Source organism: Bradyrhizobium manausense (assembly GCF_001440035.1).
GTDB lineage: Bacteria > Pseudomonadota > Alphaproteobacteria > Rhizobiales > Xanthobacteraceae > Bradyrhizobium > Bradyrhizobium manausense.
Genome location: NZ_LJYG01000026.1, coordinates 227,874 through 245,796 on the forward strand (window position 1 = coordinate 227,874; position 17,923 = coordinate 245,796).

The following is a 17,923-nucleotide window of genomic DNA, read 5'->3' on the forward strand; positions in this document are numbered from 1 at the left end:
GGCGGATGAGAAAGTGGCCATTCACATCATTGACAGGCGCCTGAATCCAGGCGGCAAGAGTCTTGAGAACCGCCAGCGGTTCTTGCGTCGGGCCAAATCCCTGGTGCAGGGCGCCGTCAAGAAGACCTCTCAGGAACGCGACATCAAGGACGTCCTGGAGGGAGGAGAGGTCACAATCCCGCTCGACGGGATGCACGAGCCGCGTTTCCGCCGTGAAGGCGGCACGCGCGACATGGTGCTGCCCGGCAACAAGAAGTTCGTCGAGGGCGACTATCTCCAGCGTCAGGGCCAGGGCAGCGCCAAGGATTCCGGTCCCGGTGAAGGCGACAGCGAAGATGCGTTCCGCTTCGTGCTCAGCCGCGACGAGTTCGTCGATCTCTTTCTCGACGATCTCGAGCTGCCTGATCTCGCCAAGCGCAAGATCGCGCAGACCGAGAGCGAAGGCATCCAGCGCGCCGGCTATACCACTTCGGGCTCGCCCGCCAATATCTCGGTCAGCCGCACCGTGAAGCTGGCGCTCGCGCGCCGCATCGCGCTCAAGCGCCCGCGCAAGGACGAGGTCGAGGAGCTGGAAGCCGCGATCGAGGCCTGTACCGACGAGGACGAGCGTGCCGAGCTCATCGCCCAGCTCGAAAAGCTGAAGGCGAAGACCAAGCGCATTCCCTTCATCGATCCGCTCGACATCCGCTATCGCCGCTACGAGAAGGTGCCGCGGCCGGTGGCGCAGGCCGTGATGTTCTGCCTGATGGACGTGTCGGGCTCGATGTCCGAGCACATGAAGGATCTGGCCAAACGCTTCTACATGCTGCTCTACGTGTTCCTGAAGCGGCGCTACAAGCATGTCGAGATCGTCTTCATCCGCCATACCGACCGCGCCGAGGAGGTCGACGAGCAGACCTTCTTCTATGGCCCGGCCTCCGGTGGCACGCTGGTCTCCAGCGCGCTGCAGGCGATGCACGAGATCGTGCGCGAGCGCTTCAGCCCGGCGGACTGGAACATCTACGCCGCGCAAGCCTCCGACGGCGACAATTCCTATTCCGATGGCGAGCTGACCGGCCTGCTGCTGACCGAGAAGATCCTGCCGGTCTGCCAGTTCTTTGCCTATCTCGAGGTCGGGGAATCAGGCGGCAGCGCCTTCGATCTCTCCGACTCCTCGCTCTGGACGCTCTATGAGCGCCTGCGCAACTCTGGCGCGCCGCTCTCGATGCGCAAGGTTTCCGAGCGCAGCGAGATCTTCCCGGTGTTCCACGATCTGTTCCAGCGCCGCGAAACTGCCCAGGAGAAAGCCGCTCCATGACGGAACGCTTGTTCGAAGGCGCCGATTGGGATTTCCACACCTTGCAGCGCATCACCGATGCCTGCGAAGAAGTTGCGTTGAAGGATCTCGGGCTCGACGTCTACCCGAACCAGATCGAGGTCATCACCGCCGAGCAGATGCTGGACGCCTATTCGTCCGTCGGCATGCCGCTGTTCTACAAGCACTGGTCGTTCGGCAAGCACTTCGCCTATCACGAGGCCTCGTATCGCAAGGGCCTGATGGGTCTTGCCTATGAGATCGTGATCAACTCCTCGCCCTGCATCTCCTACCTGATGGAGGAGAACACGGCGACGATGCAGACGCTGGTGATCGCGCACGCCGCCTTCGGCCACAACCACTTCTTCAAGAACAATTACCTGTTCAAGCAGTGGACCGACGCGGAAGGGATTCTCGACTATCTGGATTTCGCCAAGAATTATGTCATGCAGTGCGAGGAGCGCTACGGCCGCATCGAGGTGGAGCGCACGCTGGACGCCGCGCATGCGCTGATGTCGCACGGCATCGACCGGTATCCGGGCAAGAAGAAGCTGGATTTGCGCGCCGAGGAGAAGCGGGCAGGGCGCCGCCGCCAGCACGAGGAGGAGGTCTTCAACGACCTCTGGCGCACCGTGCCGACAGGCAAGAGCAAGAGCCGGTCCGCGCTCTCGATCGAGCGCCGCCGCAAGCTGCTCGGCCTGCCGCAGGAAAACCTGATCTACTTCCTGGAGAAGAGCGCGCCGCGCCTCGCGCCCTGGCAGCGCGAATTGTTGCGCATCGTCCGCCACATCGCGCAATATTTCTATCCGCAGAGCCAGACCAAGGTGATGAACGAGGGGACGGCGACCTACGTCCATTATCGCATCATGACCCAGCTGCATCAGCAGGGCCGCATCACCGATGGCAACTTTCTGGAGTTTCTGGGCTCGCACACCAATGTGGTGTTCCAGCCCGAATTCGACGATCCACGCTTCTCGGGCTTCAATCCATACGCGCTCGGCTTCGCCATGATGCAGGACATCGAGCGCATCGTCACCAGTCCGTCGGACGAGGACCGCGAATGGTTCCCTGATATCGCCGGCAAGAACGACGTGATGGGCGTGCTGCGCGACGTCTGGGCCAATTACCGCGACGAAAGCTTCATTGGCCAGTTCCTGAGCCCGAAGCTGATGCGGCACTTCCGCATGTTCCATTTGCACGACGATCCCGAGGAGCGCGCCGGCATCCGGGTCGACGCAATCCACGACGAGCGCGGCTTCCGCCGCGTCCGCCGCGAGCTGGCGCGCCAGCACGATGTCGGCTTCATCGATGCCAATATCGAGGTGGTCGACGTCGATCTCTCCGGCGACCGCCGGCTGATCCTGCATCACCGTGTCATCAAGGGCTCGCAGCTGAACGAGACCGACGCCAAGCGCGTGCTGCAGCACCTCGCCGATCTCTGGACCTACGACGTCGCGCTGATCGAGGTCGATGCCAACGACAAGGTGCTGCGCGAATACGTCGTCAGCCCGCGTCCAATTGCGGCCGCGGTGGCCTGAGGCAACTTTCACTGTGCTATGAGACCCGCGCGCAGAAGGCGGTGCGCTCCCTCCCCCGCCTGCTTGCGGGAGAGGTTAGAGCCAGTCCGCGGCTGCTGAAGAGATCAGGTCAGGCTTTCTTCCCCGGCTTCTTCTTCGCCGCATTCAGCGCCACCGCCGCGCGGATCAGCGCCTTCAGCGCCTTCTCGTTGATATCAGCGCCCTCGCTGATATCGATCGCGCGCCGCACATTGCCGTCGAGGCTGGAATTGAACAGGCCGGCGGGGTCGTCCAGAGCCGCGCCCTTGGCAAAGGTCAGCTTCACCACCGCCTTGTAGGTCTCCCCCGTGCAGATGATGCCGTCGTGCTCCCACACGGGAACGCCGCGCCACTTCCATTCCTCGACCACATCAGGATCGGCCTCCTTGATCAGGGCACGGATCCGCTTCAGCGTCTCGCCGCGCCAGTCGCCGAGCTCCTTGATCCGGCCGTCGATCATCTTGGATGGTGATGGCCCGTCCGTCTCTTTCTTCGCGGTCACGGTCTTCTTCATGTCCTCGCCTCGCTGCCGCGGCCGAGATAGGGCAGTGCGAACAGATAGAGCCCGGTCGCGAGCAACGGAATCAAGGGCACGAAAGCCATCAGGCCAATCCATGTGGCCTGAATCTGCATGGTCAGCGCAACGATATTGGCGATCACAGCCAGCGTGAAGGCAATCGACAGCCAGCGATGGATTTGCCGGACCCACATGTTCGAGTTCATCTAAAGTCTCCTCTGGGAATATTCGGGATCAGCGTTTGTGGCTCGCTATTCGGCCCGTGCCAGCAGCTCGTCGAGCTTGGTGAAAAACTGCTTCCAGCCGGCATGCGCGCCGCCATAGGCCTGCTTCTGGCTGGGGCGGAAGCCCGCCTGCTCGACACGCAGATGCGTGCCCGCTCCTTGCGGGGTCAGCGTGAACGTCACCACGCTTCTGAGGTCGTAGGCTGCGTCCTCGTTGGTGAAATTCCAGGTATAGGCGAGGGAGCGCTGTGGCTCGATGGCGAGCACCTCGCAATCCAGCACGCCGCCCCATTCGCCGCGCAGATTGAAACGGTGGCCGACCTCGGGCTTGAAGTCGTTCTTCATCAGCCATTCCTCGATCAGATGCGGCTGCGTCAGCGCGCGCCACAGCCGCTCAGGCGGATAGGCGAATTCGCGCTCGATCACCACGGAACGTGTTTCGGTCGCAGCCTCAGTCATTGGTCCATCCTCTTCAGGAGATCGTCGAGTGCATCGAGCCGGTTCTGCCAGAAGCCGGCCATCTGGCTGGTCCAGTCGATCAGCGGATCGAGCGCGCCGGGCTGCGCGCTATAATGGGTCTGGCGTCCCTCATGCCGGTCGCGCACCAGGCCGGCGAGCTTCAGCGCGCCGAGATGCTTTGACACCGCCGGCTGCGAAACGCCCGATCGCGTCGTCAGTGCTCCGACCGTCTGCTCCCCCTCCCGGCACAGCCGTTCGAAGATCGCCCGCCGCGTCGGGTCGGCGAGCGTCCGGAACAGAAGGTCAGGGGTGGAGGACATGGGAGATCCATAACTCCGAGGTTATGGATTGATTCATAACCCTACAGTTATGGGTAAGTCAAGGCCGGCACAGGAGCTGGTGCTGGTGCGCTCAGCCCTCTCTCCCGTCATTGCGACGGCGGATGGAGCGGTGCTCACGGCCGCAAGTACAAATACCCCTGCGACTGCAGTTCAGCGAGCCGAACCACGCCGCCCTTGTCCGCGCTCACGAAGCCCGGCAGCAGATCCGTCAGCGTGATGTTCTGCGCCTTCATGGTGTTGCCGCAGGCGGCGAGCTCGACGCCGTCCTTGGCGAAATTGCTGATCCGCCCCCTGACGTCGGGATTGGCCTGTGCCTGATGGAACGCCTTCAGCGCCGGCCCGTGGATGACGAGCGCGAGGGTGACATGGTCGGGGCCGCCGACGCCGTCGATGTGGTTCTGGATGTTGCCGAGCACGAAATTGACCTTGTCGGCGTCGCTGAGGTGATACACCACCTTCAGCTTGTCTGACTTTGCAGCTTCAGTCGCAGCGTTGGCGCGCGAGGCGGCAAAGGCCGCGCCCAGCGCCGAGACGGCGCTCCACAAGATGTTCCGGCGGTTCATGGCGATGTCCTTTGATGACGCCCGTGTTTGCCGGAGCGATATCACTTGTGGCGGAGCGCGGCGAGTTCCTTGCGGTCGGTCGCGAGCGCGGCGCATTCGCTGTTGTCAGCCCGGTCGAGCCGGAAAATCCCGTCATCGCTGCCAGCGACCAGCGACCGCTCGGCCTCGTCGTCGGGCTTGTTGTGCAGCCAGACCCTGACGCTCTCGAGCCGTACGATGGCCGATTTGTCGTCCTTCGAGAGCGCGATACCGATGCCGCCGCCCTCGCAATCGACGCCGCAGCCGAGTCTGACCTCGTTGCCTTCCTTGGTGAGCACCGTGTGGTGACACGAGCCGCTGGAATCGAAATCACCGCTACGGTGGCGATAGCGGAAGCCGAGCCGGAACGAGTTGTGGAGCTCTTTGTCCTCGCTGTCGGTCTCCGCGGAGACCAGCAGCTTCATGGAAGCGACCTTCTGCTTCGGATGTCGCGCCAGATGCTCGGCATCGTAGCGGCGGACGAAGCAGGCATAGGCTGTCTTGCCTGGCGTGCCCGCATAGATCCGTGCGTTGAAGGTCTCGGCTTCGGTCTTGTTCGCCTCGCGGAAGTCGTCGGCCTCCTCGGCCCGGGCGACGCCGATGAAGGCCACGAAGGCAAGCGGAACGATAAGGGCAATTTTCATGATTGCACCGGGTCAGCCATTTGGGGCCCGCATCGGGATGGTGACGGGCCACCAGCGGTTAGTCGCAAGCCGCACGCGGCGCGTTCAACCGCGCGCCCGGCCGGCAGCCTCGCGCAAGGTTCCAGGCTTAACCCTTGCGAGGGGGCGCAGAAAGACCCCGGGCTGTTGCAAATGGCTGGAGGCGGTTGAACATGTCCGAAAGTCAGAACTTGCCCAATCTTGCGATCGGCTATTCCCTGGCCAGGTCGTTGAAGGTGCTCGGCGCGGGCCTGCTGCTGACGTTGCTCTGTGCCGCCGTCGCCTTCAACTGGCTGCACGGCAAGGAGATCAGCTCGCTCCAGATCGTGATCTGCTCCGCCGGCGTTGCGCTGTTCGGCTTTGCGACCTGCCAGGCGATCTGGCGGCTGGTCTCCGCCCGGGAGCCGGTTATCTTCATCACCCGCGTCGGCATCCGCGACACCAGGATCGCCGACGACACCATCGCCTGGCGGTCGGTGCGCGACATCCTGGTCTGGCAGCTTCGCACCCAAAAGATCGTGGTACTGAAGGTTGATCGCCTCGTTGCCGAGCAGTTTGCCGGAGGCATGCTGAAGCACATCGTAACGCTGATGAACAAGGCGCTCGGCGCCGACGGCGTGATCATCAATGCCGGCGGCCTGACCATGGACGCCGAGACCTTGTCCCGGACCTGCAGGCAATATTGGACGGCCAGCCGGCTCGCTCATTTGCGCCGTGCGACGCCGGAGCCCGTCAGCTAGCGACCGATCGCTCGGCCGGTCGCGTCAGCGCAGGCTGGCGTTGATCTTGTCGAGCACCGCCGAGCCCGGGCACAGCGTGTCCGCCTCCAGCGTATTGAGCGGCGTCTCGACCGTGTTGAGATGGGCGTGCAGATCTTCCGCGTCAGGATCGACGTAGAGCAGCCCGGTGACGATCTGGCCCTTGGCGGCGTGCCTGGCAAGGAAGGTCTGGGCCCCTAGCCGGTCATGCGGATCGTAATCGGCGTCGATCTTGCGCAGCGCGATCTTGCTGCCGTCATGCTGCTCCACCACCTGCACGGTACCAGGCGCGTAGTCCACCGCGATCGGATCGCGGCCGACCAGCACGTCGAGCCGGTTCACGGCGTCATTGTGCTCGCGGACATAATCAAAGCTCTTGGTCGAGCCGGCGTGATTGTTGAAGGCGATGCAGGGGCTGATGACGTCGATGAAAGACGAACCCTTGTGTCGGATTGCGGCGGCGATCAGCGGCACCAGTTGGTCCTTGTCGCCGGAGAACGAGCGCGCCACGAAGGTGGCGCCAAGCTGCAGCGCGATCGCGACGAGGTCGATGGCGTTGTCGGTGTTGGTGACGCCCTTCTTCGACTTCGAGCCGCGGTCGGCGGTGGCCGAGAATTGGCCCTTGGTCAGGCCGTAGACGCCGTTGTTCTCGACGATATAGGTCATGTTGACGCCGCGCCGGATCGAATGCGCGAATTGGCCGAAGCCGATCGAGGCGGAATCGCCGTCGCCGGAGACGCCGAGATAGATCAAGTCGCGATTGGCAAGGTTGGCGCCTGTCAGCACTGAGGGCATGCGGCCGTGCACGGAGTTGAAGCCGTGCGAATTGCCGAGGAAGTAATCCGGCGTCTTGGAGGAGCAGCCGATGCCGGAGATCTTCGCGACGCGGTGCGGTTCGATCGACAGCTCGTAGCAGGCCTCGATGATCGAGGCGGTGATCGAATCATGGCCGCAGCCGGCGCACAGCGTCGAGATCTTGCCCTCGTAATCGCGATGCGTGTAGCCGAGCTCGTTCTTCTTCAGGCCCGGATGATGGAATTTCGGCTTTGCGATATAGGTCATGACTGTTTCTCTTTGCTCCCTCTCCTCGCGGTATCTTCTCGCGAAGAGAACGATGGAATAGTCCTCCGCTGCATCCACATCGTCATTGCGAGGAGCCCTTGCGACGAAGCAATCCAGACTTGTTCCGCGGCGAGACTCTGGATTGCTTCGCTGCGCTCGCAATGACGGATGTGGATCCGCTCTGCCATCATGACACGGCCTTGCGGAGCGGGGTCACCTTGAGGTGATCCTGGTGGTCGCCAATGGCTTTTGCGATCAAGCGGGCGGTGATCGGGGTGCCGTCATAATGCACGATCGGCACGAGGCGGACGGGATCGATGCCGTTCTCGTTGACGATGAGCTGACGGAGCTGGCTGTCGCGGTTCTGCTCGACGACATAGACGAAATCGTGCTCGGCGAGGAAGCTTGCGACGCTGGAGTGGAACGGGAAGGCGCGGATGCGCAGGCGATCGAGCTGGTGCCCGCGCGCCTCCAGCATTCCGATCGCCTCGTCCATCGCCGGCGAGGTCGAGCCGAAATAGATCACGCCATATTTGGTCGGCCGTTCCGCGTTGGCCTGCAGCGGCCGCGGCACCAGGTCCTGCGCGGTCTCGAATTTGCGGACCAGGCGCTGCATGTTGTCGGCATAGACGGTGCCTTCCTCGGAATAGCGCGCGTAACGGTCACGCGAGGTGCCGCGGGTGAAATAGGAGCCCTTGGTCGGATGCGTGCCGGGATAGGTGCGGTAGGGAATGCCGTCGCCGTCGACGTCGAGATAGCGGCCGAAGTCGCGGCCTTCTTCCAGCATCTCCGCGGTCATCACCTTGCCGCGGTCATATTGCCGCGCATCGTCCCATTTCAGCGGACGGCAGAGCCGGTGGTTCATGCCGATGTCGAGGTCGAGCATCAGGAAGATCGTGGTCTGCAGCCGCTCGGCGAGATCGAACGCGGCCGCGGCGAACTCGAACGCTTCGGCCGGATCTTCCGGGAACAGCAGGACATGCTTGGTGTCGCCATGCGAGGCATAGGCGCAGGCGATGATGTCGCATTGCTGGGTGCGGGTCGGCATGCCCGTGGAAGGGCCGGCGCGCTGGATGTTCATGATCACGGCCGGGATCTCGGCAAAATATGAGAGGCCGATGAACTCGGTCATCAGCGAGATGCCGGGCCCCGAGGTCGCGGTGAAGGCGCGGGCGCCGTTCCAGGAGGCGCCGATGACGATGCCGATGGACGCGAGCTCGTCCTCGCCCTGCACGATGGCGTATTTCGCCTTGCCGGTCTCCGGATCGTGCCGGTACTTCTTGCAATGCGCGGTGAAGGCTTCCGCCACCGACGATGACGGCGTGATCGGATACCAGGCGCACACCGTGGCACCGCCATAGACCGCGCCGAGCGCGGCGGCGCTGTTGCCCTCGATGAAAATGCGGTCGCCGACCTTGTCGGATTTCTTCACCCTGAGCCCGATCGGGCATTTCAAATTCTGCAGCGCCCAGTCGCGGCCGAGATGCAGCGCATGGACGTTGGAGGAGAGCAGCTTCTCCTTGCCCTTGTACTGCTCGCCGATCAGCTGCTCGATCAGCTTCGGGTCCATTTCCAGCAGCGCACTGAGCGCGCCGAGATAGATGATGTTCTTGAACAACTGGCGCTGGCGCGGATCGGTATAGGTCGAGTTGGTGATCGCAGTTAAGGGGACGCCGATCACGGTGATGTCGTCGCGAAATTTGGTCGACGGCATCGGCTTGGTGGAATCGTAGAACAGATAGCCGCCGGGCTCGATGCCGGCGACGTCCTTGTCCCAGGTCTGCGGGTTCATCGCCACCATCATGTCGACGCCGCCGCGGGCGCCGAGATGGCCGGCTTCAGTCACCCGCACCTCGTACCAGGTCGGCAGGCCCTGGATGTTGGAGGGGAAGATGTTGCGCGGGGACACCGGCACGCCATGGCGCAGGATCGCGCGCGCGAACATCTCGTTCGCGGAGGCCGAGCCCGAGCCGTTGACGTTGGCGAAGCGGACGACGAAGTCGTTTACGCTGCTGATCGGCTTTTTGTCGGGCATGTCGAACCTGCGTGAGTCATCTCGATGAAATATTTCTGCATGTCCCAGGCCCCGGTGGGGCACCGCTCGGCGCACAGCCCGCAATGCAGGCAGACGTCCTCGTCCTTGACCATGACGCGCCCGGTCTTGAGATCGGACGAGACGTAGAGATCCTGGTCCGGATGCGGCGAGGGCGCCTTCAGGCGGGTGCGCAGGTCGCTCTCCTCGCCATTGTCAGTGAAGGTGATGCAGTCCATCGGGCAGATGTCGGCGCAGGCATCGCACTCGATGCAGAGCGAGGTCGAGAACACCGTCTGCACGTCGCAGTTCAGGCAGCGATGCGCTTCGCCGAGCGCGAGCTTGACGTCGTAGCCGAGCTCGACCTCGGTCTTGACGTCCTTCAACGCGATCACCTTGTCGCGATGCGGCACCTTGAAGCGCTTGTCGATGGAGATGTCGTTGTCATAGCTCCATTCGTGGATGCCCATCTTCTGCGAGGAGATCTGCACCTCCGGCAGCGGCCGTTCGGTGATGTCCTCGCCCGACAGCATCTTGTGGATCGACAGCGCGGCGTCGTGGCCGTGCGCCACCGCCCAGATGATGTTCTTCGGTCCGAAGGCGGCGTCGCCGCCGAAGAACACCTTCGGATTGGTCGAGACGAAGGTCTTCGGGTCGACCTTGGGCATATGCCATTTGTCGAAGGCGATGCCGCAATCCTGCTCGATCCAGGGGAAGGCGTTCTCCTGGCCGACGGCGACCAGCACGTCGTCGCAGGGAATGGTCTGATCGGGATCGCCCGAAGGCACCAGGTTGCGGCGGCCCTTGGCGTCGTATTCGGCCTTGACGTGCTGGAAGGTGACGCCGATCAGCTTGCCGGCGACATGCTTGAAGGCCACCGGCACCATGTAGTTGAGGATCGGGATATCCTCGTGGATCGCGTCTTCCTTCTCCCAGGGCGAGGCCTTCATCTCCTCGAAGCCGGAACGCACGACCACCGTGACCTTCTCGCCGCCGAGACGGCGCGCGGTGCGACAGCAATCCATCGCGGTGTTGCCGCCGCCGAGCACGATGACGCGCTTGCCGATCTTGTCGACATGGCCGAACGACACATTGGCCAGCCACTCGATGCCGATATGGATGTTGCCGGCGGCCTCTTTCCGGCCGGGAATGTCGAGCTCGCGTCCGCGCGGCGCGCCGGAGCCGACGAAGATCGCGTCATATTTCTCCGCAAGCAGCGCCTTCATGCTCTCGATGCGATGGCCGCCCCTGAACTCGACGCCGAGACCCAGGATATAGCCGGTCTCCTCATCGATGACCGAATTGGGCAGGCGGAATTTCGGGATCTGCGTCCGCATCATGCCGCCGGCTTCGGGGTCGGCATCGAACACGGTGCAATGATAACCGAGCGGCGCGAGATCGCGCGCCACCGTCAGCGAGGCGGGACCGCCGCCGACCAGCGCAACGCGCTTGCCGTTTCTGGCTGCGGGCCGCGGCAGGCGCTGCTTGATGTCGTCCTTGAAGTCGGCCGCGACGCGTTTCAAGCGGCAGATCGCGACCGGATTTTCCTCGACGCGTCCGCGGCGGCACGCCGGCTCGCATGGACGATCGCAAGTGCGTCCCAGAATTCCGGGAAACACGTTCGATTTCCAATTGATCATGTAGGCGTCGCTGTAGCGGCCTTGCGCAATCAATCGGATGTATTCGGGAACCGGGGTGTGCGCGGGACAGGCCCATTGACAATCGACCACTTTGTGAAAGTAGTCGGGGGCCGCGATATCGGTCGGTTTCATTCCTACCCTCGTCCGCGCAGGCTCAAAGACCTGGCGGCCTCTTCTTTGAGCTTGTCGACGCTTAACGCGCGGCGATCTCGTTTCTGAATGACGTCATCGGGTTAGCTTATTAGAACCGTTCCGGAGTACAACGGCAAATTTGTGCGATCACTGCGTTTCATGGGAGCTAAGCGCACACAGCATTAGCGCCGCGCGCGCGAGATGCGTGCGGTGCAGCATCGCACTCTGCTCCATCCGTCGTCATTACGAGCGCAGCGAAGCAGTCCAGACTGCCACCGCGGAAAGACCCTGGATTGCTTCGCTGCCCTCGCAATGACGGGGTTGGTGGCAGCGCAGCAATCTCGGCACCTCAGCTGCCCGCAATATCGCTCTTGGCAAGGTCCCACATCAGGCAGTAGGTGCCGACGGAGACCGGGAGCGGGAAGGGCGCGGCCGCAGGGCCGGTGAAGCGTTCGGCGATGACGGCGGAGACGGCGCCGACATCGGTGCCGTCGATCAGCACGAACCAGTCGCGCGCGCCTTCGTTGCGCACCGCGGGGATGTCCGCCGTTGCGCCGGACAATTCCGGCTCGCTTTCGAGCAGATGCATCGAGATGATGCCGTCACGATCCCCCGGCGCCAGCTTTTCTCGCAGTGCATCACGCCATGCGCCGGCATTGTCAGGCGTGGGCCGCAGCCGCACCAGGCCACGCGCGGCGCCGCGGCCGGTGCCCTTGCTGATGGTGATGCGGGCGACCACGCGCAGCATGTTCTTGAATTGCGCCATGGTCCGCCGCGACCATTCGGTCTGGTTGGCAAGCCGGGCGCGGTAGGCAGGACTGTCGAGCACGTCGAGCGTCGTGGTCGAATACAGCGAGAGATATTTCGGAGAGGCCGCGTGCGCGACATAGCGGCGCGCTTCGAGAAATCCCTCGATCGCGACGCGCTCTTGCAGATGTTCGCGATCGTACCAGCGGTTGAAATCGGCCTCGTCAGCCGCGTCGATATCCATCGACGTCAGCAGCATGCCTGTCCCGGCGAGCGGCATTTTCTTGTTGTCCTTACTTTCGCGCGTCAGCGCACGGTCTTCGACGCAAGGTCGGCGATCGACTTCATCACCGCATCGCGCACGCCGGCATCATAGAGGGAATGTCCGGCTTCTTCCACGATCCTGACCTCGGAACCCGGCCACAGTTTCGCGAGCCGCGCGGATGTCTCAGGAGGACACAACAGGTCGTAGCGGCCTTGCACGATAATGCCGGGAATGCCGGCGAGTTTGTCCGCATTCAGCAGCAACTGGTTGTCGCTCATGAAGGAGTTGTTGACGAAATAATGCGCCTCCATGAACGGCGTCGCCGGCAGCGTGCGCCAGACGTTCAGTGATGCAAGGTCGATGTGCGTCTTGGCCGCCTTGTGCTCGGACAACGCGCGCTCGGTGTCGTGCCAGGCGCGCGCGGCGGGACCATGCACGGCCGGATCAGGATCGAGGATGCGGCGATAATAGGCCTGCACCGGTTGCGCGCGCTCCTCCGGCGGCAGCACGCTCAAGAAATCCTCGTGCAGCGCCGGATAGAATTGTGCGAGGCGCGAGGTGAAGGCGGTCTCGACTTCGCTTTGCGTGCCGAGGAACGTCGCGCGCAGCGCAATACCGCAGACGCGCTCGGGATGAGCCTCTGCGTAAGCCAGGGCCAGCGTCGCGCCCCAGGAGCCGCCCACGACGATCCAGCGTGTGATGCCGAATTTCTCGCGGATCTTCTCCATGTCCGCAATCAAATGCGCCGTGGTGTTATGCTCGCGCGATGCCTTCGGCCGGCTGCGGCCACAGCCGCGCTGGTCGAACAGCACCGCATGCATGCGCTCCGGATCAAACAGCCGGCGGTGATCGGGCTGGCAGCCGGAGCCCGGGCCGCCATGCAGATAGATCGCGGGAATGCCGCCAGCGCGGCCGATGCTCTCGACATAGAGCTCATGGCCGTCGCCGACATCGAGCATGTCCGATGTCAGCGGCGCAAAGGGATCGGCGCGCCTGGCGGATGCGGCAGCGTCGGCGTCAGGCGCCATTCTCGGATTCCAGGGTGCCGCCGGCGAAATTGCGGTAGAGGAAGCGGTTGGTTTCGCCCTCGGCCTCGGCTTCCGCCTGCTTGAAGATGGTCTCGTGCAGCGGCGACAGCGCGCAGGCCGGATCGGTGTTGGCGGCATCGCCCGTCAGCGCGAAGGCCTGGCAGCGGCAGCCGCCGAAATCGATCTCGCGGAATTCGCAGGATTTGCACGGCTCCTTCATCCAGCCGGTGCCGCGATAGCGGTTGAAGGCGTCGGAGTTCTGCCAGATCCAGGCGATCGAATGGTTGGAGCGCACGGACAGGAAATCGAGCCCGGTGATGCTCTCGGCGGCATGGCAGGGCAGCACCTTGCCGGCGGGCGAGATGTTGAAGAACTGTCGGCCCCAGCCACCCATGCATTTCTTCGGCCGCAGCGCGTAATAATCAGGGACGACGTAGTCGATCGTCAGCCGGCCCTTCAGCCGTTCGCGCGCGTCCTCGACGGTGCGGGTGCACTCGTCGAGTTGCGCCACCGTCGGCATCAAGGCGGCGCGGTTCTTCAGCGCCCAGCCGTAATATTGCACATTGGCGACCTCGAGCCGGTCGGCGTCGAGATCGATGGACATCTGGATGATCTCGGGAAGCTGGTGCAGGTTCTGCCGGTGCATCACCGCGTTCACGGTGAGCGGCAAATCCAGCTCCCGCGTCCATTTGGCGACCTCGAGCTTCTTGCGATGGCCGCCCTTGTAGGCGGCGACGCGGTCGGCGAGGCCTTCCTCGATGCCCTGGAACGAGATCTGCACATGGCAGAGCCCGGCATCGGCCAGCTCGCCGAGCTTCTCGCGCGTCAGCAGCACGGCCGAGGTGATGAGGTTGGTGTAGAGCCCGACATCGCTGGCATGCTTGACCAGCTCGACCAGGTCTTTCCGCGCGGTCGGCTCGCCGCCGGAGAAATGCACCTGCAGCACGCCGATCTCGGCGAGCTCGCTCAGAACCTTCTTCCATTCGTCGGTGGTCAGCTCCTTGGCCGAGCGATCCAGCTCGATCGGATTGGAACAGTACGGGCATTGCAGCGGGCAGCGATGGGTGATCTCGAGCAGCACGGCGAGCGGAATACCGAAGGTCTCCGCCGTCGAGCGGCTCTTCTCCAGCACCGCAAGGCTGTCGCTGGCGGCGGGCGGGGTGACCAGGGGCACATCGCTCATGGCGTCTTCTCCCGGGCTTCGGCCAAAAAGCCCTTGTCGGCGAGATCCTGCAGCATGGCGATGACATCGGCCAGGATCGCCTCGCGCGGCGCGGCGTATTTCGCCGCCAATTGATCGGCGACCTCGCCGACATTGCGCTCGCCATTGCAGAGCTGCAAGACCTCGACGGCAATTTCGTCCGGCGCCAGCACGCGTTCCGGCGCCAGGATCACCCAGACCTTTCGCGTCTCGTCATATCTCAGCTTGGCATGCCGCGGCAGCACGGGGCGGCTTGCCTCGCTGATGCTGATGTTCCGCGGCCCGGCCATCTGTTGTCCTCAGCTCGCTTTGGGCACGAATGCGCCCGGCGGAATGTTGCCCTCTACATAGGCATGATAGAGCGCGTCGAGTTGCACCCACAGCACGTTGGTCTTGAAGATCAGCGCATTGCAGACCGAAGCCCGCTCTTCCGGGGTCCGCGCATGCGTCCTCACATAATCGAGCGCGAAATTGGCATCGCGCGGCGCCTGCGTCAGCCGGCGCTTGAAGTAGCTCATGATGTCAGGATTGACGAAATCATAATGCTGCAACATGCCGGCGATGCGTTCTTCGTGGATGCTCGGCGCGAACAGCTCGGTGAGCGAGGAGGCGATCGCCTCCAGCGGGCTCTTCTCGCGACAGAAATGCACGTAAGCCTCGACCGCGAAGCGCGTCGCCGGCAAGATGCCTTCGGTTGATTCCACATAGGCCGTGTCGAGGCCGAGGCCTTCGGTCAGCTTCAGCCAGCGCTCGATGCCGCCCTCGGAGCCGACATCGCCGTCATGGTCCTCGATGCGGTGACGCCATTCCAGCCGCGTGGCGCGGTCGCGGAAGCGCGAGATCACCACCGCGTCCTTGATCGGGATCGTGCTCTGGTAATAGTAGCGATTCAGCGCCCAGGCCTGCACCTGGCCCTTGTTCAGCTTGCCGCCATGCAGCAGCTTATGGAACGGATGCAGGCTGTGATAGCGCGTCGCGCCGATATGGCGCAGCGTCGCCTCGAGCTCCTCGGCGCTCGTGAGCTTGATGTCCTTGCCGATCGAGAGCGCGGTCATTCCCGTCATGGATGCAGCATTCACAGCACGATCTCCGTTCCGTCGGCGGGTATTTGCCAGCCCGCGCCCTCGGCCGTCTTGCGTTCAGGCGAGGCAGGCAGCAGTGCCGGGTTCGAGTTGTTGATATGTAGAAATATCTTTCTGCCGATCGAGAGATCGGCCAGCCGCGCAATGGCGCCGTTCTCGCCGGACATCGCGACATGGCCCATGCTCTTGCCGGTCTTGTGGCCGAGGCCGCACCTGATCATTTCGTCATCCTGCCAGACCGTGCCGTCGAAGAACACCAGCGCGGCGCCGTCGATCTCGGCCTTGAGCGCGTCGGTCACCTCGGCGCAGGCGGCGATGAAATAGAAGCACTTGCCTGATGATTTGTCTGATATCTTCAGGCCCAGCGTATCGCCATCGCCGCTCTCGCCGCCGGGATGTACCTTGCCCTCGAGATACCAGGCCGATTTGCCCGGCACCGCGAAGGGCAGCACCTCGAGCCCTGAGCGCGCACCATCAGGCAATCGCGGTTCGAACGGCTCACCGATTCCAATCGGCTGGCGCTTGACGTTCTTCTCGTTCAGCACGTTGAAGATGCTGTTGCTGGCCAGGATCGCCAGTACCTTCTCATGCGCATAGACCGTGAAGGGCGAACCCTCGCGCATCGAGAGAAGGCCGGCCACGGCATCGACTTCGCTGTTGGTCAGGATCACGCCGGCGACAGGCGTATGGCGCAGCGCGCCCGCCTTGGGATGCAGCCGCGGCGTGGCATTCAATTGCTGGCGCAGATCAGGGGAGGCATTGATCAGGAACCAATGCTCGTCGTCGCCGCTGAAGGCGACCGAGGCCTGGGTTCGACAAAGCTCGTGGCCGTTTTCACGGGCCGCCCGGCAGCCCTCACACCCGCAATTCCATTGCGGGACTCCGCCGCCCGCCCCGGCGCCCAGGACGACGACGCGAAGCATGATCAGTCTCCTGGAGGCAACGCCGCCAGGTGGATCCTCAGGATCAAAAAGACTTGGACGACACGGTTTCCATCAGTCGGAAACCGATCGTGACCGAGAGACCCACCTGCGCAGAACGCTTGACTGCCAACCGCTTATTTGCGGGTGGCGCTCACATACATGTTGATTTCCATGCCGCAGGGCACTTCGACGATCTTGGGGGCTTTCCAGGCCATTTCGGCTCTCCATTTTCGCGATTTTGGGACGTCTCCGCCCGGGGTTAAATTACTGCGGGCGGAAAAGTTCGCCAGTGAAATTTTCCCGAGCAGAGCCATATTGCGCCGCGAGACATACGGGGGGAACAGTACTTTCTGGTGATACGGCCTTGCGTCTGGCGCATTCGGTCGTGAACCCTGTCCTGATAAAGCAGTTGTGAGTGCAGTGCAGCTTTCAATCCGGTACAGGCCGCTTTAGCTGGATCTCGTGATGCCAAAATATTTCTTCAACACCCGTATCGGCGATGAACTGATCGTGGACCCCGATGGCGAGGATCTGCGCAATCCCGATCGCGCCTGGGAGGTCGCCCGCCAGATGATCCTGGAGGTGGTGAAATCCGAAGGCGCCCAGCCGGCCTTGCTCGAGGCGGTCATCGAGGTGACCGATGACGACGGCGAGATCGTGCTGGAGTTTCCCTTCACCGAGGCATTGCTGGACATCCCGGACGAGTCCGCCACCAAGCATTAGCGAGGCGAACCGCTCTCTCCCCGTCATTGCGAGCGAAGCGAAGCAATCCAGAATCCCTCTGCGGGGGCAGTCTGGATTGCTTCGTCGCAAGAGCTCCTCGCAATGACGGAGGATGAGGCACTACCCCGGCCGAAACCGCCTTTCCTCCCCGCGAAATCCGCATGGCTTTGCCGCGATCCCGGCGCTAAAAGACGCCGGTCACACGGAGCATGTCATGCAAGATCTATGGCGCCTGTCGGCCGCCGACCTCGCTGCCCTCGTCAAATCCAGGAAGGTGTCTGCTCGGGAGGCCGCCAAGGCCGGCCTCGACCGCCTGGATGCCGTCAATCCCAGGCTCAACGCCGTGATCGACCACCGGCCCGAGGACGTGCTCAAGCAGGCCGACGCCGTCGATGCCGCCATCGCCAGGGGCGAGGATCCCGGCTTGCTGGCGGGGGTGCCCGTCACCATCAAGGCCAATGTCGACCAGGAAGGCTTTGCCACCACCAACGGCTTGAAACTCCAGCGCGACCTGATCGCGCGCGAGGACAATCCTGTCGTCGCCAATTTCCGCAAAGCCGGGGCGGTTCTCCTCGGGCGCACCAATTGCCCGGCCTTCTCCTATCGCTGGTTCACCACCAATCTCGTCCATGGCGACACCAAGAACCCGCGCGATGCCGCGCTGACCCCGGGCGGCTCGTCCGGCGGTGCCGGCTC

Annotated in this window: 21 protein-coding genes; 5 read left to right on the plus strand and 16 right to left on the minus strand. The window is 63.4% G+C overall.

The genetic code is table 11. The annotated features are described in order from the left end of the window. Positions 1 to 19: 19 nt before the first annotated feature. Positions 20 to 1,297, plus strand: coding sequence for a YeaH/YhbH family protein (locus AOQ71_RS05975; RefSeq protein ID WP_205668201.1), 1,278 nt, complete (start codon positions 20 to 22; stop codon positions 1,295 to 1,297). Next, complete coding sequence (locus AOQ71_RS05980; RefSeq protein ID WP_057743052.1) at positions 1,294 to 2,832, plus strand: SpoVR family protein; 1,539 nt, start codon at positions 1,294 to 1,296, stop codon at positions 2,830 to 2,832. The genes AOQ71_RS05975 and AOQ71_RS05980 overlap by 4 nt, the downstream gene beginning before the upstream one ends. 109 nt (positions 2,833 to 2,941) lie before the next feature. On the opposite strand, the gene AOQ71_RS05985 is transcribed toward AOQ71_RS05980, so the two are convergent. The 6 genes from AOQ71_RS05985 to AOQ71_RS06010 form a co-directional block, all read right to left on the minus strand. Continuing rightward, a complete protein-coding gene (locus tag AOQ71_RS05985; protein ID WP_057743054.1) occupies positions 2,942 to 3,364 on the minus strand; it encodes a DUF1801 domain-containing protein in 423 nt (140 codons plus the stop codon). Then, positions 3,361 to 3,573 (minus strand): hypothetical protein, encoded by a 213-nt coding sequence (locus tag AOQ71_RS05990; RefSeq protein ID WP_057743056.1) that lies wholly within the window; start codon positions 3,571 to 3,573, stop codon positions 3,361 to 3,363. Before AOQ71_RS05990 ends, AOQ71_RS05985 begins: the two co-directional genes overlap by 4 nt. A gap of 45 nt (positions 3,574 to 3,618) precedes the next feature. After that, entirely contained in the window at positions 3,619 to 4,050 is a 432-nt protein-coding gene (locus AOQ71_RS05995; protein ID WP_057743059.1) for an SRPBCC family protein, read from the minus strand. Next, on the minus strand, positions 4,047 to 4,370 hold the full coding sequence (locus AOQ71_RS06000; protein ID WP_057743061.1) for an ArsR/SmtB family transcription factor: 324 nt from the start codon (positions 4,368 to 4,370) through the stop codon (positions 4,047 to 4,049). Before AOQ71_RS06000 ends, AOQ71_RS05995 begins: the two co-directional genes overlap by 4 nt. Before the next feature lie 134 nt (positions 4,371 to 4,504). After that, complete coding sequence (locus AOQ71_RS06005; RefSeq protein ID WP_057743063.1) at positions 4,505 to 4,954, minus strand: DsrE family protein; 450 nt, start codon at positions 4,952 to 4,954, stop codon at positions 4,505 to 4,507. Between the two features lie 41 nt (positions 4,955 to 4,995). Beyond that, positions 4,996 to 5,616 (minus strand): hypothetical protein, encoded by a 621-nt coding sequence (locus AOQ71_RS06010; protein ID WP_057743066.1) that lies wholly within the window; start codon positions 5,614 to 5,616, stop codon positions 4,996 to 4,998. Positions 5,617 to 5,807: 191 nt separating this feature from the next. On the opposite strand from AOQ71_RS06010, the gene AOQ71_RS06015 reads away from it, so the two are divergent. Continuing rightward, positions 5,808 to 6,374, plus strand: a complete 567-nt coding sequence (locus AOQ71_RS06015; protein ID WP_057743068.1) for an STM3941 family protein — start codon at positions 5,808 to 5,810, stop codon at positions 6,372 to 6,374. Positions 6,375 to 6,398: 24 nt separating this feature from the next. On the opposite strand, the gene AOQ71_RS06020 is transcribed toward AOQ71_RS06015, so the two are convergent. The 10 genes from AOQ71_RS06020 to pqqA all read right to left on the minus strand — a co-directional run bounded on the left by AOQ71_RS06020 (position 6,399) and on the right by pqqA (position 16,719). Continuing rightward, the gene (locus AOQ71_RS06020; protein WP_057743200.1) at positions 6,399 to 7,454 is read right to left on the minus strand and encodes a 2-oxoacid:ferredoxin oxidoreductase subunit beta; all 1,056 of its coding nucleotides are present in this window, start codon (positions 7,452 to 7,454) and stop codon (positions 6,399 to 6,401) included. Between the two features lie 187 nt (positions 7,455 to 7,641). After that, on the minus strand, positions 7,642 to 9,489 hold the full coding sequence (locus AOQ71_RS06025; RefSeq protein WP_057743070.1) for a 2-oxoacid:acceptor oxidoreductase subunit alpha: 1,848 nt from the start codon (positions 9,487 to 9,489) through the stop codon (positions 7,642 to 7,644). Next, positions 9,459 to 11,258 carry an FAD-dependent oxidoreductase gene (locus AOQ71_RS06030; protein ID WP_057743073.1) on the minus strand — a complete coding sequence of 600 codons (1,800 nt, stop codon included), beginning with the start codon at positions 11,256 to 11,258 and terminating at the stop codon, positions 9,459 to 9,461. The genes AOQ71_RS06025 and AOQ71_RS06030 overlap by 31 nt, the downstream gene beginning before the upstream one ends. 349 nt (positions 11,259 to 11,607) lie before the next feature. Next, positions 11,608 to 12,285, minus strand: coding sequence for a DUF4286 family protein (locus tag AOQ71_RS06035; protein WP_057743076.1), 678 nt, complete (start codon positions 12,283 to 12,285; stop codon positions 11,608 to 11,610). A 26-nt stretch (positions 12,286 to 12,311) separates the two neighbouring features. Continuing rightward, positions 12,312 to 13,298 carry a prolyl aminopeptidase gene (pip, locus tag AOQ71_RS06040; protein WP_057743078.1) on the minus strand — a complete coding sequence of 329 codons (987 nt, stop codon included), beginning with the start codon at positions 13,296 to 13,298 and terminating at the stop codon, positions 12,312 to 12,314. Further along, the gene (gene pqqE, locus AOQ71_RS06045) at positions 13,288 to 14,481 is read right to left on the minus strand and encodes a pyrroloquinoline quinone biosynthesis protein PqqE (protein WP_057743080.1); all 1,194 of its coding nucleotides are present in this window, start codon (positions 14,479 to 14,481) and stop codon (positions 13,288 to 13,290) included. The genes pip and pqqE overlap by 11 nt, the downstream gene beginning before the upstream one ends. After that, positions 14,478 to 14,789 (minus strand): pyrroloquinoline quinone biosynthesis peptide chaperone PqqD, encoded by a 312-nt coding sequence (pqqD, locus tag AOQ71_RS06050; protein ID WP_057743082.1) that lies wholly within the window; start codon positions 14,787 to 14,789, stop codon positions 14,478 to 14,480. The genes pqqE and pqqD overlap by 4 nt, the downstream gene beginning before the upstream one ends. A gap of 9 nt (positions 14,790 to 14,798) precedes the next feature. Then, a complete protein-coding gene (pqqC, locus tag AOQ71_RS06055) occupies positions 14,799 to 15,578 on the minus strand; it encodes a pyrroloquinoline-quinone synthase PqqC (protein ID WP_057743084.1) in 780 nt (259 codons plus the stop codon). After that, positions 15,575 to 16,504, minus strand: a complete 930-nt coding sequence (gene pqqB / locus AOQ71_RS06060; protein WP_057743087.1) for a pyrroloquinoline quinone biosynthesis protein PqqB — start codon at positions 16,502 to 16,504, stop codon at positions 15,575 to 15,577. Before pqqB ends, pqqC begins: the two co-directional genes overlap by 4 nt. Before the next feature lie 134 nt (positions 16,505 to 16,638). Beyond that, on the minus strand, positions 16,639 to 16,719 hold the full coding sequence (pqqA, locus tag AOQ71_RS06065) for a pyrroloquinoline quinone precursor peptide PqqA (RefSeq protein WP_007595659.1): 81 nt from the start codon (positions 16,717 to 16,719) through the stop codon (positions 16,639 to 16,641). Positions 16,720 to 16,969: 250 nt separating this feature from the next. Between pqqA and AOQ71_RS06070 the strand changes: the two genes are divergently transcribed. Both AOQ71_RS06070 and AOQ71_RS47255 read left to right on the plus strand, forming a co-directional pair. Further along, on the plus strand, positions 16,970 to 17,227 hold the full coding sequence (locus AOQ71_RS06070) for a DUF6894 family protein (RefSeq protein WP_057743089.1): 258 nt from the start codon (positions 16,970 to 16,972) through the stop codon (positions 17,225 to 17,227). Positions 17,228 to 17,441: 214 nt separating this feature from the next. Then, on the plus strand, positions 17,442 to 17,923 hold a 482-nt coding region (locus tag AOQ71_RS47255), incomplete at its 3' end, for an amidase family protein (protein ID WP_245316734.1).

Excerpts from the sequence above, each read along its gene's own strand:
- AOQ71_RS05980 (WP_057743052.1), top strand. The coding sequence starts at position 1,294 with ATGACGGAACGCTTGTTCGAAGGCGCCGATTGGGATTTCCACACCTTG.
- AOQ71_RS05985 (WP_057743054.1), bottom strand. The coding sequence starts at position 3,364 with ATGAAGAAGACCGTGACCGCGAAGAAAGAGACGGACGGGCCATCACCA.
- AOQ71_RS05990 (WP_057743056.1), bottom strand. The coding sequence starts at position 3,573 with ATGAACTCGAACATGTGGGTCCGGCAAATCCATCGCTGGCTGTCGATT.
- AOQ71_RS05995 (WP_057743059.1), bottom strand. The coding sequence starts at position 4,050 with ATGACTGAGGCTGCGACCGAAACACGTTCCGTGGTGATCGAGCGCGAA.
- AOQ71_RS06000 (WP_057743061.1), bottom strand. The coding sequence starts at position 4,370 with ATGTCCTCCACCCCTGACCTTCTGTTCCGGACGCTCGCCGACCCGACG.
- AOQ71_RS06005 (WP_057743063.1), bottom strand. The coding sequence starts at position 4,954 with ATGAACCGCCGGAACATCTTGTGGAGCGCCGTCTCGGCGCTGGGCGCG.
- AOQ71_RS06010 (WP_057743066.1), bottom strand. The coding sequence starts at position 5,616 with ATGAAAATTGCCCTTATCGTTCCGCTTGCCTTCGTGGCCTTCATCGGC.
- AOQ71_RS06015 (WP_057743068.1), top strand. The coding sequence starts at position 5,808 with ATGTCCGAAAGTCAGAACTTGCCCAATCTTGCGATCGGCTATTCCCTG.
- AOQ71_RS06020 (WP_057743200.1), bottom strand. The coding sequence starts at position 7,454 with ATGACCTATATCGCAAAGCCGAAATTCCATCATCCGGGCCTGAAGAAG.
- AOQ71_RS06025 (WP_057743070.1), bottom strand. The coding sequence starts at position 9,489 with ATGCCCGACAAAAAGCCGATCAGCAGCGTAAACGACTTCGTCGTCCGC.
- AOQ71_RS06030 (WP_057743073.1), bottom strand. The coding sequence starts at position 11,258 with ATGAAACCGACCGATATCGCGGCCCCCGACTACTTTCACAAAGTGGTC.
- AOQ71_RS06035 (WP_057743076.1), bottom strand. The coding sequence starts at position 12,285 with ATGCCGCTCGCCGGGACAGGCATGCTGCTGACGTCGATGGATATCGAC.
- pip (WP_057743078.1), bottom strand. The coding sequence starts at position 13,298 with ATGGCGCCTGACGCCGACGCTGCCGCATCCGCCAGGCGCGCCGATCCC.
- pqqE (WP_057743080.1), bottom strand. The coding sequence starts at position 14,481 with ATGAGCGATGTGCCCCTGGTCACCCCGCCCGCCGCCAGCGACAGCCTT.
- pqqD (WP_057743082.1), bottom strand. The coding sequence starts at position 14,789 with ATGGCCGGGCCGCGGAACATCAGCATCAGCGAGGCAAGCCGCCCCGTG.
- pqqB (WP_057743087.1), bottom strand. The coding sequence starts at position 16,504 with ATGCTTCGCGTCGTCGTCCTGGGCGCCGGGGCGGGCGGCGGAGTCCCG.
- pqqA (WP_007595659.1), bottom strand. The coding sequence starts at position 16,719 with ATGGCCTGGAAAGCCCCCAAGATCGTCGAAGTGCCCTGCGGCATGGAA.
- AOQ71_RS06070 (WP_057743089.1), top strand. The coding sequence starts at position 16,970 with ATGCCAAAATATTTCTTCAACACCCGTATCGGCGATGAACTGATCGTG.